15 protein-coding genes are annotated in these 15,593 nt (G+C 65.1%); 8 read left to right on the forward strand and 7 right to left on the reverse strand.

Annotation, left to right across the window (positions count from 1 at the left end; translation table 11 throughout):
* Positions 1–62 precede the first annotated feature (62 nt).
* The 3 genes from AC3WLB_RS02680 (at position 63) to AC3WLB_RS02690 (ending at position 3,105) form a co-directional block, all read left to right on the forward strand.
* Complete coding sequence (locus AC3WLB_RS02680; RefSeq protein WP_492503025.1) at positions 63–1,763, forward strand: DUF6119 family protein; 1,701 nt, start codon at positions 63–65, stop codon at positions 1,761–1,763.
* A 344-nt stretch (positions 1,764–2,107) separates the two neighbouring features.
* Positions 2,108–2,560: an excisionase family DNA-binding protein gene (locus tag AC3WLB_RS02685; protein ID WP_492503027.1), complete on the forward strand. Its 453-nt coding sequence runs from the start codon at positions 2,108–2,110 to the stop codon at positions 2,558–2,560.
* Positions 2,557–3,105, forward strand: a complete 549-nt coding sequence (locus tag AC3WLB_RS02690; RefSeq protein ID WP_492503029.1) for a PIN domain-containing protein — start codon at positions 2,557–2,559, stop codon at positions 3,103–3,105. The genes AC3WLB_RS02685 and AC3WLB_RS02690 overlap by 4 nt, the downstream gene beginning before the upstream one ends.
* Positions 3,106–3,225: 120 nt before the next feature.
* On the opposite strand, the gene AC3WLB_RS02695 is transcribed toward AC3WLB_RS02690, so the two are convergent.
* Both AC3WLB_RS02695 and AC3WLB_RS02700 read right to left on the reverse strand, forming a co-directional pair.
* Positions 3,226–3,450: a DUF433 domain-containing protein gene (locus tag AC3WLB_RS02695; protein ID WP_492503031.1), complete on the reverse strand. Its 225-nt coding sequence runs from the start codon at positions 3,448–3,450 to the stop codon at positions 3,226–3,228.
* 388 nt (positions 3,451–3,838) lie between these two features.
* Entirely contained in the window at positions 3,839–4,402 is a 564-nt protein-coding gene (locus tag AC3WLB_RS02700; RefSeq protein ID WP_492504648.1) for a dihydrofolate reductase family protein, read from the reverse strand.
* A 174-nt stretch (positions 4,403–4,576) separates the two neighbouring features.
* Between AC3WLB_RS02700 and AC3WLB_RS02705 the strand changes: the two genes are divergently transcribed.
* The 5 genes from AC3WLB_RS02705 (at position 4,577) to AC3WLB_RS02725 (ending at position 10,356) form a co-directional block, all read left to right on the forward strand.
* Positions 4,577–6,073, forward strand: a complete 1,497-nt coding sequence (locus AC3WLB_RS02705) for a family 43 glycosylhydrolase (protein ID WP_492503033.1) — start codon at positions 4,577–4,579, stop codon at positions 6,071–6,073.
* 62 nt (positions 6,074–6,135) lie between these two features.
* Complete coding sequence (locus AC3WLB_RS02710; RefSeq protein ID WP_492503035.1) at positions 6,136–7,485, forward strand: ABC transporter substrate-binding protein; 1,350 nt, start codon at positions 6,136–6,138, stop codon at positions 7,483–7,485.
* A gap of 57 nt (positions 7,486–7,542) precedes the next feature.
* Positions 7,543–8,424, forward strand: a complete 882-nt coding sequence (locus AC3WLB_RS02715) for a carbohydrate ABC transporter permease (RefSeq protein WP_492503037.1) — start codon at positions 7,543–7,545, stop codon at positions 8,422–8,424.
* The gene (locus AC3WLB_RS02720; RefSeq protein WP_492503039.1) at positions 8,421–9,317 is read left to right on the forward strand and encodes a carbohydrate ABC transporter permease; all 897 of its coding nucleotides are present in this window, start codon (positions 8,421–8,423) and stop codon (positions 9,315–9,317) included. Before AC3WLB_RS02715 ends, AC3WLB_RS02720 begins: the two co-directional genes overlap by 4 nt.
* A 7-nt stretch (positions 9,318–9,324) precedes the next feature.
* Positions 9,325–10,356: a LacI family DNA-binding transcriptional regulator gene (locus tag AC3WLB_RS02725; RefSeq protein ID WP_492503041.1), complete on the forward strand. Its 1,032-nt coding sequence runs from the start codon at positions 9,325–9,327 to the stop codon at positions 10,354–10,356.
* A 36-nt stretch (positions 10,357–10,392) separates the two neighbouring features.
* On the opposite strand, the gene AC3WLB_RS02730 is transcribed toward AC3WLB_RS02725, so the two are convergent.
* The 5 genes from AC3WLB_RS02730 to AC3WLB_RS02750 form a co-directional block, all read right to left on the reverse strand.
* Positions 10,393–11,745, reverse strand: coding sequence for a NosD domain-containing protein (locus AC3WLB_RS02730; protein WP_492503043.1), 1,353 nt, complete (start codon positions 11,743–11,745; stop codon positions 10,393–10,395).
* Entirely contained in the window at positions 11,742–12,674 is a 933-nt protein-coding gene (locus AC3WLB_RS02735) for a carbohydrate kinase family protein (RefSeq protein WP_492503045.1), read from the reverse strand. Before AC3WLB_RS02735 ends, AC3WLB_RS02730 begins: the two co-directional genes overlap by 4 nt.
* Positions 12,667–13,728, reverse strand: a complete 1,062-nt coding sequence (locus AC3WLB_RS02740) for a LacI family DNA-binding transcriptional regulator (RefSeq protein ID WP_492503047.1) — start codon at positions 13,726–13,728, stop codon at positions 12,667–12,669. The genes AC3WLB_RS02735 and AC3WLB_RS02740 overlap by 8 nt, the downstream gene beginning before the upstream one ends.
* Before the next feature lie 62 nt (positions 13,729–13,790).
* Complete coding sequence (locus AC3WLB_RS02745; RefSeq protein WP_492503049.1) at positions 13,791–14,630, reverse strand: carbohydrate ABC transporter permease; 840 nt, start codon at positions 14,628–14,630, stop codon at positions 13,791–13,793.
* The gene (locus AC3WLB_RS02750) at positions 14,627–15,520 is read right to left on the reverse strand and encodes a carbohydrate ABC transporter permease (RefSeq protein WP_492503051.1); all 894 of its coding nucleotides are present in this window, start codon (positions 15,518–15,520) and stop codon (positions 14,627–14,629) included. The genes AC3WLB_RS02745 and AC3WLB_RS02750 overlap by 4 nt, the downstream gene beginning before the upstream one ends.
* Between the last annotated feature and the right edge of the window lie 73 nt (positions 15,521–15,593).

Raw genomic sequence — 15,593 nt, forward strand, 5'->3', positions numbered from 1 at the left:
CTTGAAGCTACCTGCAATCGACTGTTGTAGTGGAGTAAGAAAATCAACCCAGAACTGGGGGCATGGCGAACGTCAGTTCCCTGGCAGATTTTTATGGGTCGGTTCGAAAGAGGGGGATTCAGATGCGTCTAACCATGTATTTACTTCGTGATGGAGCCGACCTGTCTGACGAGGTGTTCCGCGAGACCGCCAAAGCTCAATTCGTTCCCGGTAGAAGCCTTTCTTCGGCTACCTCTGCGACGTATGTAATGACAGGTAACGCCCGGCATCCTGACTGGGTAAAAGATGTCGCCTTGATCGCCGAACTCAGCGAGAGTGTTCTAGATTTCAAGAACCAGAGCCTCGGCGCGGTCCTCTTGGTGCTTCGTGACAGCCGGGTCTTCGCGATAACCTTTGGAATCGGGTTCCACGCGATCCGGCCCGCCCTCATCGAGCGAGGATTTGGCCTTCGCGTCACAGCGAACGTAGTGAGTGAATCCAAGGTTCGCAGCGCTCAGACACGAGGCGTAGCCAGGGATGCCCGAGACCAAAAGACGATTCTTCCTGTGGATGGGCAGTTCGCGGACCTCAACATCGAAGTGAATGAAGATTGGCTGCGACAACTCGCAGGCACTGCCACGGACAAGACCTTCGGCACGTCCGTTTCAGGATCGGACTCGTTACGTATCACCGTTCCCAAATTTTCGATTCAAGACATCGAATCGAAGGTGGACGCCGTTCTTTCTGCCTATCGCTCTGATCACTACTCATCGGTCTTCCCGTTTCTCGACCAGATCACGCCAATCGACAAGAGCGATCCCGTAGTCGAAGACCTCGACGCATTAGTCACGAATCAACTAAGGGCGCGAGAGCCCAGAATTACGTTCGCCGCTCCCGATCCGTTTGAGTTGGACCGCTTAGACCACTTCGAGATCACCGCGAACTATCACAGATTCGACATTGAAGAGCTCGACAACGTTGCAATCTTCGACATTATCGACGAACTCAAGGCTGATAAGGATCCGCTAACTGCGGTGCGCGTCTATGCAGTCGATGGCGACGGCGGACTCGTCGACCGAGTGCGCGACCTAAAGTCATACGTGCAAACGGAAGTGACTCACGATGGCACCAACTACTTGCTCTCTGCCGGACTATGGTTCACCGTTCGAGAGGATTTTGCGGAATCCGTAGATCAGAAGATTAAAGACATTGCCGACCTAAGTGCACAATTGGCTCTGCCGGTTTGGGATGCACCCGCCCTCAAGGCGGATACGTCTGACCCAACTTCCGAAGGGTCATACAACGTACGTACAGCGAAACAAAAGGGTTATGCCCTGATGGACAAGAAGCTAGTTCAGCTAGGGCCTCGCGAGAAGCTAGAAATATGCGATCTGTTGACTGCCGATGGCGAGTTCCTATGCGTCAAGTCTGCGTCCAGTTCTGCAACGCTCTCTCACCTTGTTGCCCAGGCGTTGGTGAGTGCCGCCACGTGGGGAGACCTACGCTACCAATCTCACCTTCACGCTCATTGGGTAAGTTTGCGTCCGGGCGCCGAGGCTTTATCACGCAACGACGCAACATTCGTGCTCGCAATCGCCACGCCGAAGCCCGGACCCCTAAGCAAGTCCCTTTTCTTCTTTACAAAGGTTCAGATTGCAAACTCGATCGATCAGATCACTCGCGGTGGGTTCAAAGTTGCCCTAGCCAAGATTGAAATGACGGGAGTAGTCCCGAAGAAGAGGGAACGGAAGCGCGGTGCTGGCGCAGTGTCGTTCAGTGCGTAATAGCCACGAGAGCGCCATCCACCAGCCTCGGGTCACTCGGAGCGCGTGGGACCACACGTCCGCCGGTATCGAGCGGCTGCACGGGACGCGGCGTGTCGCGCACTGTTCTGTGCCACCAAACGTGGCGGCAGGCCCGAGGGACAGGGCGCTACGAGACGTCGAGGGTGCTCCTGCGATTCAAGCTGAATTGCCTTTAGGTCCGGCATTTGCAGTTGCGTTCTAGTGCAGGCGCGACTATCGGCGACGATCGTGCTGTCGTAGTTGATCTCAGAGGCGACGCACTCAACATCGTGACGGCATAGCGTTCGCTTCACTTATTGCGTTTGTGGCGCGACAATGGGTGCATGTCAACCGCCGCCAATCACGTCCCTGGTGAGAGCCCGGAGCGCGTCGCCAAGCGCGCCCTTGATCGGGTTCGCCGTGCGGCAGAAGCGGCGCCGGGGTCGAACGTGGTCGAACTGACGATTGTGGGTGAGGAGTCGCCGGTCGAGATCCCCGCGGAGATGACAGGGGTTGTTATCGCGGCTCTCGAGAACCTCGCCGCCGGCCACCACGTGAGCGTGCTGTCGCGCGATGACGAGCTGACGACGGTGCAGGCCGCGGAGGTGCTCAACGTTTCGCGCCCCTACCTGATCAAGCTGCTGGAAAGTGCCGAGATCGACTATCGGATGGTGGGAACACATCGTCGAGTGAACACGGATTCGCTGCTCGCGTACAAGGCTCGTGCTGACGCTCGAGCTCATGATGCAGCTGACGAGTTGGTGCGATTGACAGAGGACATGGGCTTCGACCGGTGACCGTCGTCGCCGTCTATGACGCGAACGTTCTCTACCCTTCGCTCCTCCGTGACATTCTCATCCGGCTCTCCATCGCCGGCGCCGTGCGGGCGCGCTGGACGGAGCAGATTCTGGACGAGGTGTTTCGGATCCTTCGCGCAAACCGGCCGGACCTCGACATCGGCGCGTTGGACAGAACTCGGACGCTGATGACCGATGCCGTGCGCGACGCCCCAGTGACCGGCTTCGAGTATCTGATCGACGAGCTCGAGTTGCCTGATCCTGACGATCGGCATGTGCTCGCTGCCGCAATCCAGGCCCGCGCCAGCGTGATCATCACCGCAAATCTGAAGGACTTTCCTGCGGACGACCTAGCGCAGTACGGCGTGACAGCGCAGCATCCGGATGCTTTCCTGACCAAGTTGTTCGACGACGACCCCGTCGCTGTTGTCGATGCAGTGAGACGAATCTTGACCACGAGCCGCCACCTCATCTGGCCGCCACTGATATCGTCGATCGCCTGGAAGCATCCGGAGTTCCAATGTTTGCGGAGCGGATGCGTTTGACTCTCTGACGCCGTGGGCTACGGAAACGACGGCGTAATTCGGGCCGCGCGGCAGCGGGAGCGCGGGGCCAGCGTGCAGGCAGGTACCGGCGGCAGTGGCGTCGATGAGGAAACGCGCTGGTTAGGAAGCGAACACGATCGCGTGATCTGCCTGAGCGGCAGCGTACTCGAGGCAGGCGCGGATGTCGTCGGCCGTGAGGAACGGGTAGTCCTCGAGGATCTCTGCCTCCGATGCGCCCGCGGCCAAAAGCAAGAGCACATCTGCCACACGCACCCGTGTACCGCGAACGGCGGGACGGCCGTGCACGACCTTCGGGCTGACGACAATGCGATCCAGCAGCGACATGCCTTGAGAGTACCGGCGATACATACCCCTTCAGCTGTCGGCAACAGTATGTCAGCCGGTCGAGGGTGAGGTCGCCGCCGAGGCGGCTGACCCGGCCCAGCAGCGCGAACCGTGGGTCAGTGCGCCGCATGGCCGTCGTGCGACCGTGGTGGGCCGGATGCGCCGCACCCTTCGCGTGCTCCGACGCCGCGTCGATCGCGTGGTGCGCACAGTGGTCCGTCGACGACCCCGTTCCACCCGGCGGCGGGACGTTCTTTAGCGCGAACCCAGCTCAGTCGTGGGCCAATCTTCAGATCCGAACGATTCAGCTGATGGTGATTGACGTCGTCCTCACCGCGAACTTTGGCTGATCATCGAGAAGCGCGGAGACGGTCCCGGCTCATTCGTCTCACACCGCAGCGGGCCGGAAGAGCAGGCCCATGGCCCCCGAGCGGAAGTCCTGGCGCTCGACGAGCTCGAGCTCGACCCGCTCTCGCAGTCCGGCGAGCAAGGTCGGGCCGCGGCCGGCGATCACCGGATGCACGACGAACACATACTCGTCGATCAGGCCGAGGTCGGCGAGCGCCAGGGGCAACGTGACGCCCCCGACCGACAGCGGCCCTCCCACCTCCGCCTTGAGCCGCCGGACCGCGTCGCCCACATCGTCTCGCACGAGTTCGGCGTTCCAGTCGACCTCGGCCAAGGCGCTCGACACGACGTACTTCTTCTTGCCGTCGATGCTCTCGGCGAACGGGATGTCCCACTCCCCCATCCAGTTCGGCCACTCGCCTGTGGCGGGCCGCCGCCAAGCGGCCTCCATCATCTCGTAGGTGACCCGGCCATAGATCAGCGCGTCCGCCCTGTCCATCTCGGCGGTCCAGAAGCGCATCGAGTCCTCGTCGGGGGCTACACCCGCCTCATGATGAACGCAACCGTCGAGGGTGACGTTGATTCCGTAGCGCAGCGGTCGCATCCCTTGCTCTCCCTCGATGCAGGCGGAACTGGTTCGCATCCAGGCTACTGTCGGGTCGCCAGTCCCGCGAGAGCATCCGCCTCGGGCAGACGCTTAAATTGCTTAACCGCTTGATCAAAAGAATTCCATCGTTTATGGTCATGATCAAGCGTTTAACCAAAGGACTCGACGACGATGCCCGATCACACTTTCTTCCAGCCGCGCGGCGCGTGGGTGGGAGACATCATCCCCTTCCAGCACGACGGCGACCTCGCCCTCTTCTACCTCTACGAAGAGCGATCCGACCCGAAGCCGGGCACCCCGTGGCACCTCGTCACCACCCGCGACCTCGTCCACTTCGATGACGAAGGGCTGGCCTTCGAACACGGCACGGCCGACGACCCGGACTTCAACGTCTACACCGGAAGCATCGTGCAGCAGGGAGACACCTTCCACCTCTTCTACACCGGCCAGAACCCGCGCCACCTGGGCTCCGACGGGCTGCCGCTGCAATTGGTCATGCACGCCACCAGCTCCGACGGGATGGCCAGCTGGACCCGGCATCCGGAGCACACCTTCGGCGCATCCGCCGGCTACGAATCCGGCGACTGGCGCGATCCCTTCGTGTTCCGCGACGAGGCGGCCGGGGTCTGGCGGATGCTCATCGCCGCCCGGCACATCGACGGCCCCGAGCGGCGGCGCGGTGTGATCGCCCAGTGCGTCTCGACCGACCTCGTCACCTGGGAGCCCGTTGAGCCGTTCTGGGATCCTCGCCGCTACATCGCTCACGAATGCCCCGAGGTGTTCCACTGGGGCGACTGGTGGTACCTCGTGTACTCCGAGTTCTCCGAGGGCTTCACGACGCGCTATCGGATGGCCCGATCCCTCGACGGTCCGTGGCAGGTGCCCGAGTTCGACAGCATCGACGGCCGCGCCTTCTACGCCTCGAAGACCGCCGAGCTGAACGGCCGCCGCTTCTTCTTCGGCTGGATCGCGAGCAAGGAGGACTCCCGCGACGACGGGGCCTGGCAATGGGCCGGCACCCTGTCGGTGCTCGAAGCACGACAGAACGCCGACGGCACCCTCGCCTTCGGCTTCGCCGCCGAAACGCGCGCGAGCTTCAGCGAGCCCGTGACCACCACCTTCGCCGGTCACCCGAGCGGCGATCCCCTCGTGCTCGCCGCCCCGCACGGCTACGCCGCGGCGCTCTCCGACCACGACACACCGACCGCCTTCCGCGCCTCGGTCACACTTGACATCGACCCCGGAACCACCGAATGCGGCCTCCTCCTCCGCTCCAGCAGCGACGGCGACACCTCCTACATCGTGCGTCTCGAACCCAAGCGCAACCGGATGGTCTTCGATCGCTGGCCCCGACGACGCACGGGCGACGGACAGTGGGAGATCTCCGGCGACGTGCCGTTCCTGATCGAGCTCGAGCGCCCGTGCGATCTCACCCCGGGCCGCCACCGGCTCGACGTCATCGTCGACAACGACCTGTGCGTCGTGAACCTCGACGGCCGTACCACCCTCAGCACCCGGATCTACGACCGCACCGGCGGCCGGATCGGCGTGTTCGTGGGCGAAGGAGCGGTGACCGCGCACGACTTCGAGGTGTCGGTACGGCCCGACGGATCTCCCGCCACCGACGCGGATTCCGCGATGACACGTTCCGACCCGCAGTACGCCTGACCATCACGCTTCGCCACCAGCACCAATCCTCACCTACCCTTCGATCAATGGAGATGGAACACATGAACACGACCCGCACACGACTCGCCCTCGCAGCCACGGTGGCCACCATCGGATTGCTGCTCAGCGGCTGCTCCGGTGGCAGCTCCGGCACCAGCGATCCGACCGATGTGAGCCCTGAGGGCGAGATCGTTCCCCGCGAGATCTCCTGGCTGCTCTCCCGGCCGGCCGACGGCGGCGTGATCACCGCAATGGAGCAGATCGCCGACGAGTACGCGAAAGACCACCCCGGCTTCGCCCTCAACCTGATCACCACGCCCGACCGGCCCTCGTACATCCAGAAGTACGAGACCCTGGCCGCCGCGAACAAACTGCCCGAACTGTTCGACACGGATGCGACCCCGTTCGCCCAGAAGCTCGCCTCGCAAGGCACGATGATGGACGCCGAGGCGCTGCTGAAAGATCTCGGCGTCTACGACGACTACCGGCCCGCCGCTCTGAACTACCAGCGCTTCGACGACGGTTCCCTCTACATGGTGCCGTTCGAGTTCCAGCTGGAGTTCTTCTGGTACAACAAAGCCTTGTTCGAGCAGGCCGGGGTCGAGGTGCCGAAGACCCTCGACGACTTCCCCGCGATGTGCACGAAGCTCCGCGCCGCCGGCATCACCCCCATCGCACTCGACGGCCAAGACCAGTGGCCACTCGAGCGGTACATGGCCTACTACCCGTTCCGCACCGCGGGGCCCGACTACGTGCAGCAGCTCAAGAAGGGCGATGCGAAACTCAGCGACGCGACCGGTGAGCAGGCCGTGCAGTGGCTGAGCGACCTCGGGTCGGCCGGATGCTTCCAAGACGGCTTCTCGTCGACCGGATACTCCGACGCGCAGGCCTCCTTCACCTCGGGCAAGGCTGCCGTGTACAACATCGGCACCTGGGAGCTGAACAGCCTCGCCACCGACGCACTCGACCCCTCGGTGCGCGACGACATCGACTACTTCACGCTCCCCGTCACCGCCGACTCGGTGACCGCCGCCAACGAGTACGTCTCGCCGTCGGGCATCGGAATGGCCGTGAACGCCAAGACCTACGACCCGCTGGTGCGCGACTTCCTCTCCTTCGCGCTCAAGCGCTACCCCGAGGTGTACGCGGCCACGGGTGCCCTCTCTCCCACCACGAACGTGCAGACCACCATCCCGGACAACGCCACTCCTCTCTACCAGCGCGCGGTCGACCAGGCCAACGACGTCGGCGAGAAGACGGCGATGCCGTGGGACACCCAGCTCGACCCGACCTCCAACACCCGGCTCCAGCAGGAACTGACGCTGCTGCTGCAGGGCGAGATCGACCCCGACGAGTTCATCAGCACCATGGACGGCGTGATCGCCGACAACGGGCCGAAAGCCTTCCAGTAATCCCCCTCCATCCACGCCTGATGTGGGGCCTCCGGGCCCCACAGGAAGGGGATGCCGATGCTTCCCCAGCGGTCACGCCTCTCCGTGCTGGTCTTCCTGCTGCCGCCGCTCGCCCTGTACGGCATCGCCGTGCTGCTGCCCATCTTCCAGTCGCTGTTCCTCAGCTTCTTCGACTGGGACGGCATCAGCCCGATGCTCTTCGTGGGCTTCGAGAACTACGTCCGGATGTTCACGGGTGACACCGTGTTCTGGATCGCGTTCCGCAACACCCTCGGCTACGTGGTGATCTGCCTGGTCCTCCAGCTCGGAGGGGCGCTGATCGTGGCGAGCCTGCTCACCCTGCTCCGCCGGGGCCGCGAAGTCGTCAAGACGCTCTACATCCTGCCCGCGGTGATCTCCACCGTGGCGATCGCGTTCCTGTTCCAGCGCATCTACTCCCTCGACCCCGAGGGACTCATCAACCAGGTGCTGGAGTTCATCGGCCTCGGCAACCTGCAGAATGCGTGGCTCTCCGACGTCGGCACGGTGCTGGCCGCCGTCTCCGTGCCGGAGGGATGGCGATTCACCGGGCTCTACATGCTCATCATCTACGCCGCTCTGCTCGCCGTGCCGGCAGAGCTCGAGGAGGCGGCGAAGCTCGACGGTGCGTCGTGGTGGCAGACGTTCTGGCGCATCCGATTCCCCTACATCCGCCCCGTGTGGATCACGACGACCATCATCGCCACCACCAACGCCCTCCGCGGGTTCGACATCCCCTACCTCCTCACCAACGGCGGCCCCGGCCAGTCGTCCGAGCTCCTCACGACCTACATGTACAAGACGGCGTTCACGAGCACGAACTACGGCTACGCGAGCACGATCTCGGTTTTCGTGGTGGTGGAGTGCCTCGTCGCGGTCGGCCTCATCTTCCTGCTCCTCCGACGTAAGGCCGACGCATGACGCTCACGGCAACCCGCCCCATCCGGCCCTCCGAGCAGGAGAGCCTGCCGCGCCCGCGCCGCCGACAGCTGCATCTGCAGCGCAAGCTCACCGGCGTCATCGTCGCCCTCATCGTCATCGTGCAGGTCTACCCGCTCGCGTGGCTGTTCATCACGAGCGTGCGCACCGAACAGGACTTCACCGGAGGCAATCCCTTCGCTCTCCCGACCGAGATCACCTTCGACAACTACACGCGAGCCTTCGCCACGGGGAACCTCGGCCTCAACATCCTGAACTCGCTGATCGTCACGGTCGGGGCGATCGTGGTGATCGTCTTCCTCGGGATGATGGGTGCCTACGCCCTGCAGGTGCTGGGGTTCCGCTTCAGCAAGTTCGTGCGGGCGCTGTTCCTCATCGGCATCATCGTGCCGGTGCAGGTGGCCCTCGTGCCGCTCTTCGTCGACTACGCCGCAGTGAACCTGCTCGACACCTATCAGTCGATCATCATCCCGCTCGCCGGGTTCGCGCTTCCGACATCGATCTACCTGTTCTCGTCGTTCTACGAGTACATCCCCGGCGAGATCTACGAAGCGGCGTCGCTCGACGGCGCGGGGCCCTACCGCATCTTCGGGCAGATCACGCTGCCGTTGTCGGTGAACACGATGGTGACGGTGGCGATGGTCAACAGCATCTTCATCTGGAACGACTTCATCTTCGCCAACACCTTCGTGCTGACCGACGACCTCAAGACGATCCCGCTCGGGCTGCAGAACTACATCGGCGCGATGGGCAAGGTCGACTGGACCGCGACCTTCGCCGCGGTGTGCGTGAGCATCACTCCGCTGCTCCTCGTCTTCCTGGTCTTGAACAAAGCCATGACCTACAGCCTCGCGAGCGGCGCGACTAAGGGATGATCGTCTCGTGTCCGAAACGAGTGAACCGATGAGCGCCGACCGGGCAGGCCAGCCCATCACGATGCGCCAAGTCGCCGAAGCGGCCGGCGTGTCGATCGCGACCGTGTCCTACGTGGTCAATGACAAGAAGGGGGCGAGGATCGGCCCCGAGGCGCGCCAACGCGTTCTCGACGCCGTCAAGGAGCTGGGATTCCGGCCGAATGCCCTCGCGAAGACACTCTCCAGCGGGAGCTCGAACTTCATCGGCCTCGTCGCCGACGCGATCGCCACCACCCCGTTCGCCGGTCAGATCATCCACGGCGCCCAAGACGAGGCCTGGAAGCACGGCTACGTGCTGCTCGTGGCCAACACCGAGGGCGATCTGGCTGCGGAGGAGGCCGCCATCTCGATGATGCTCGAGCACAAGGTGCGGGGCATCCTCTACTCCACCTGGTATCACCGCGCCGTCACCGCTCCGCCGGCGCTGCACGAGACCGAGTACGTGCTCGTCGACTGCTTCGACACCGCGACGCCGGCCCCCGCGGTCGTGCCCGACGAGCGGGAAGGGGGGAACGTGGCCACCCGGTTGCTCCTGGGCGCGGGCCACACCCGCATCGCTTTCGTGAACACCACCACTCCGTCCCCCGCGCGATCGGGTCGACTGGTCGGCTACCGCGACGCCCTGCAGGACGCCGGTATCGACTTCGACCCCACCCTGGTTCTGGATGCCGCACCCGAACAGGAGGGCGGATACGCGGTCGCCGGCCGCATCCGCGACCTCGGCGTGACCGGCGTCTTCTGCCACAACGACCGCGTGGCGATGGGTCTCTACGACGGCCTGCGCGAACTCGGCCTGACCATCCCGAACGACATCGCGGTCGTGGGCTTCGACAACCAGGAGGTCATCGCCGCCCACCTGCGGCCGCCATTGTCGACGGTCGCACTCCCCCACTACGAGCTCGGCGCAGCAGGGGTGCGGGTGCTCCTCGGACTGCAGGAGGCCCCGACGGGAGCGCCGCTCGCGATCTCGTGCCCGCCGGTTCGACGGGCATCCGTCTGAGGCGGACCGCGACCATCCACTCGGGCGTCGACTCCGTCAGTCGGTGCGGGCGCCGATCGCCGGGGTAGCCCTCACCGCGTTCGCGTGCCGATCGGCGACGACCTGGACGTCGGTCCCCGAGTCGAGGATCGTGTTGCCGGTCGATTCCGGGTCGGCCATGACGGTGACCACGTCGAGGGAGCTCGACACCGCCGTGCTCAGCAGGGCGTCGACCTGCGCCTCGAACGCAGAGCCGCTGCTCGACGACGCGCTCACGTCGCTCGCCACGACGTGGTTGGTCGCGACGTAGTTGCCCGTGCCCGCGGCCAGTCTGATGATCGTCGGCATCGTGCCCGCAGGCCGGAGGCTCCGGGAGTCGACGACTTCGGAGATGTGGTTCCCGATGACCGAGTTGCCGTTGCCGTCGATCCGCACCAGTCCGTAGTCGTCGTCGAGACCGTTGTCGACTTCGAGGAACGGGGTCCAGGGCTCGTGGTCGCGCAGCAGATGGTTGGAGGCCACGAGGTTCTCGGAACTGTCGGCGTCGAGGACGAGCATGCCCGGGTAGAAGGAGTGCAACCGGTTCGCGGTGATGCTCGAGCGCGTGACGCCGCTGAAATGCACGCTGCTCGCACCGCGCGGAAAGACGTTGTTCGCCGTGACGAGGAGGCCGCCGTGGTTCTCGGCGTAGATCGAGTAGCCGCTCGGGCCGGCTCCGATGAGGTTGTCGGTGATCTTCGACGCCTGACCCCACCCGCGCAGCTCGATGCAGCTCCCGCACTCGGCGACGAAGTTGTCGTGGATCGACAGCGCATCCGCGTTGTGGATGGTGAGGGCGTGCTCGAGGTAGACGAACCCCATGCCGTTGACCCGGAACGAATCGTTGGCGCCGGCGACGTGGATGCCGGTCTTCCCGTTCGCATAGGTGTTCTCCGGATGCCGGTCGGAGCCGTCGGCGGCGAAGTGCAGGCCATCGATGCAGAAGTTCGAGAACTCCACCGCGCTGATCCGCGGACTCCCCGGCCGCTCGACGAGGAAGGCGGCACCGTCGGATTGCTGGGCGCGCCTGCCCGGAGGGATGTCGACGAGGATTCGGCTGCCACCCGGCCACAGTTCGTGCAGATCGGGCCACTCGTCCTCGGGCACGTTGAAACGGATGCTCGACGAGGTGAAGCCGTGACCGGAGCCTTCGATCCGGAGGAAGCTGACGTCGATCACGACCTGGGTGCGCAGACGGAAGTCTCCGGGCGGGACGTAGATGACGGCGCCCGGCTTGCCGCCGTCGTTCTCGTCGGTGGCGGATTGACGTTGCTTGATGTCGGCGAGGATGCTCATGATCACCTCGCCGACATCGTCGAACGGGTCTCCGACGGGCCACTCGGTCACGTCGTACCGGTTGGCGGCGCTCATGGGGTCTCGCTTTCGGAACGGGGGGATGAGAGAGAAGCGACCTCGTCGAGCCGGGGCAGGTCGGCGCCCGGTCGGCTCACCGTGACGGCGGCACACGCCGCCGCGAACGAAGCCGCCTCCACGACCTCGGCCAACGAAGCCGTCCCGGTGACGATCGGCTCGATACCGACCGTCGTGGTGAGGGAGTGGAGCAGCCCCGCCATGTAGGAGTCACCGGCCCCGATGGTGTCGGCGACCTCGGTGGTGACGGCCGGCACGAACGCCGTCTCCGCACCGAGCCGGACAAGGCTCCCGGATGCGCCCTGCGTGACGATCACGATCGTGGCCCCGAGCCGCGCGTAGTGCGCCGTCACCTCGGCCGCATCGAGCCCGGGTTGGAGCCAGGCGGCATCCTCGTCACTCAGCTTCACGACGGTGCTCCGGCGCGCGAGGCGCTCGACCTCGGGGAGCACGGTGTCCCGCGGGCCCAGCACCGACGGGCGGATGTTCGGGTCGAACGAGCGGAGGACACCGGCCCCGGCAGCCTCGAAGCAGGCCGCGACGATCTCGCCTCCCGGCGGCAGCAGCGCTCCGATCGACCCCGAATGGATCGCCCCGAACCCGACGGCCGGAGGAGCGGCGATGTCCCACGTGATGTCGAAGTCGTACCGCGCCGATCCGTCGGACCGGATCGTCGCCGTCGCCGACGAGGTGCGGAACGAGGGATCCACCGATCCACGCGTCAGCTGCACACCCGACCGGGCGAGATGATCCGAGAGAAGACGCCCGTTCTCATCGGTGCCGATGCGTGTCGCCAGGGTCACGGATGCCCCCAACCGGGCCAGACCGACCGCCACGTTCATGGGGCTCCCGCCGGCGTGGGCCTCGCGACCGTCCGAGGTCGACACCACGTCGACGAGCGCTTCACCGATGACGAGCACTTCACTCATCGATGCCCTCCTTCGAGCGCGCCGGCGCCGCGACCGACTGCCGCCGCACGAGTGGGCAGGGCAGCACAGCCACCTCGTAGACGGTCTCCTCATCGGAATCGTCTCCGCCCTCCATCAACGTGGTGAGAGCGCCGAGCGCCCACTCCCCCATTTCGAAGTGAGGGAGCGCCACGGTGGTGAGGGCTGGATAGAGGCCCTCGGCGATGAGCTCCTGGTTGTCGAAGCCGACCAGCGAGAGATCGTCGGGAATGCGGAGACCGAGTTCGGCCGCCGCGCGGTAGGCGCCCATGGCCATCCGGTCGTTGTAACAGAACATGCCGGTCGGTCGATCGGGCCGCCCGAGCACCTCGACCGCGGCCTTGTAGCCGCCCGGGGTCTCGGATTGCTCGGCCACGACGAGGGTCGGGTCGAAGTCGAGTCCGGCGTCGGCGAGCGCCTTGCGGTACCCCGCCAGCCGCCCCCGCGTGGCGGGCACGTCGTCGGAGTTGGTGATGAAGCCGATTCGGCGGTGTCCGTGCCGGATGAGTTCGTCGACCGCGACGTAGGCCCCGCCCTCCTCGTCGGGCACGACCGAGGGCACACGTCCGTCCTCCGACGTCGAGTCGATCAGCACCGTCGGCACGGCCTGAAGGGAGGCCGGGAGCGTGATCTCGCGGTGATACATGGTGGCGTAGAGCACGCCGTCGACCTGCTGGCGGAGCAGCGCATCCGTGTCGCGCTGGATGTCGAGCTCGTCGCGCGAGGTGTTGATCAAGACCAGCGTCAGCCCCCGCTCCCGGGCCGCCTGTTGGGCACCGAGGATGATGCGGCCGGCGTGCGGCGTGGTGGCGATCTCCTCGCTCAGCAGACCGATCATCTCGGACTGCTGCCGCCGAAGGCTGCGGGCGATGCGGTTGGCACCGTAGCCGAGCCGCTGCGCCGTGGCCCGCACCCGTTCGCGCGTCTCGTCGCTCGCCCGCGCCGATTCGACGTCGTTGAGGATGTGGGAGACGGTGGTGACTGAGACCCCGGCTTCACGCGCGACGTCCCGGATGCCCACTGTGTTGCGTGCCATTGCTCTCGTCCTCTGCGTCCGTTCGGTTCGAACCTGGTTGGCGACCATTCTGGCCGAGCCCATCAGCCTTTGACCGCACCGGCGGTGAGTCCGGCGACGATGTGCCGCTGCAGCACCAAGGCGAGAAGGATGACGGGAACCGAGTAGAGCACCGCGAGGGCGGTCATCGCTCCCCAGTCGAGACCGAACTGGGTCTGGAAGTTCGCGATGACGATCGGGGTGGTCTGCGACCTCGTGGCCGTGAGGAGGAGGGCGAAGAGGAACTCGTTCCAGGAGGCGAGGAAGGCGAAGATCGCCGTCACCGCCACTCCACCCGCGGTCACCGGGAGCACGACCCGCCAGAGCGCGCCGAGCCGGCTCGCGCCGTCGATCTTCGCTGCCTCTTCCAGTTCTTCGGGCACCGCCTCGAAGAAGCTCGACATGAGCCAGATCGACAGCGGCAGCGAGATGGTGGCATGGGCGATGGCCAGCGCGAACGAGGTGTCGGAGATGCCGAGGTTGCGGAAGATCGCGATCATCGGAACGCCGATGACGATCGGCGGCACCATCCGCATCACGAGGGCGCCGACGATGAAGAACTGTCCGAACCGCGTGCGGAAGCGGGTCACGCCATAGGCCGCAGGCACCGCCAGCACGAGCGAGATGAGCGTGCTGAGCACCGCTGTGACGATGCTGTTGATGAACGAGGCGACCACACCGTCGCGGCCGATCGCCGTCGCGTAGTTCTCGATGGTCCAGGTCGACGGGAGAACCGTCGGCGGCACCGCGATCGTCTCCAGCGGCGTCTTGAACGAGGTGAAGAGCATGTAGAGGAACGGGAAGCCGTAGAGCACGACGAGAAGAACCAGCGCGATCCAGAGGATGACGCGGGAACTGATCCGGGTGGTTTCGAGGCCGTTCATCGATCGTTCTCACTTCCGGGTCGCCAGATGAGCAGGATGGCGGCGACCGACACCGCGAGCATCGCGATCAGGTAGACGGTGCCCATGGCGCTCGCCAGGCCGGGGTCGCCGAACCGCACCATGGTGCGGTAGATGAGCAGCGACATGGTCTCCGTGCTCTGCTGCGGGCCGCCGTTGGTCTGGATGAGGATGACGTCGAAGGCCCGCGCGGCGTCGATGCCGCGGAGGATGAGTGCGACCGCGATGACGGGTCGCAGCAGCGGGATGATGATGCGGAACAAGATGGTCGGGTAGCGAGCGCCGTCGAGCCGGGCCGCCTCGATGACGTCGCCGGGGATGTTCTGCAGCCCGGCGAAGAGGATGAGCGAGATGAACGACGTGGTCAGCCAGATGTCGGGGATGGCCACGGAGAAGAGGGCGATGTTCGGGTCGCTGAGCCACTGGATCTGACCCGGGTCGTGCAGGATGTGGGCGTCGGTGAGCAGCTGGTTGACGATGCCGAAGTTGTCGATCAGCAGGAACCGCCAGAGCAGTCCGGCCACGATCGGGGCGATCATCAGGGGGTAGAGGAAGATCGTGCGGAACACCCGGGAGCTGTTGCCGAGGGCCGTGAAGATCAGGGCGACGGTGAGGCCGAGCACGAACTCGAAGACGACCACGATGACCGTGTATACGAGCGTCCGCCAGGCCGCATTGCCGAAGTCGCCGGAGGTGAAGGCTTCGATGTAGTTGTCGAGGCCCACGAAGGTGCGCGGGCCACCGGCGAACTTGCTGATCTCGAAGAACGAGTCCGAGACGAACTGCACGAGCGGCCAGGCCACGAACACGGCGAGGAAGAGGGTGGCCGGCAGCATCAAGAAGAAGGCGAACCGGCGGTCGGTGAGACGCACGATGAGACTTTCGGTGAGGTGATGGGCAGGGAGGGCCGGTGGGTTTCCGCGAGCGGGCGGAAGCCCACCGGCC

The organism is Herbiconiux sp. FW305-C-125 (assembly GCF_058783455.1).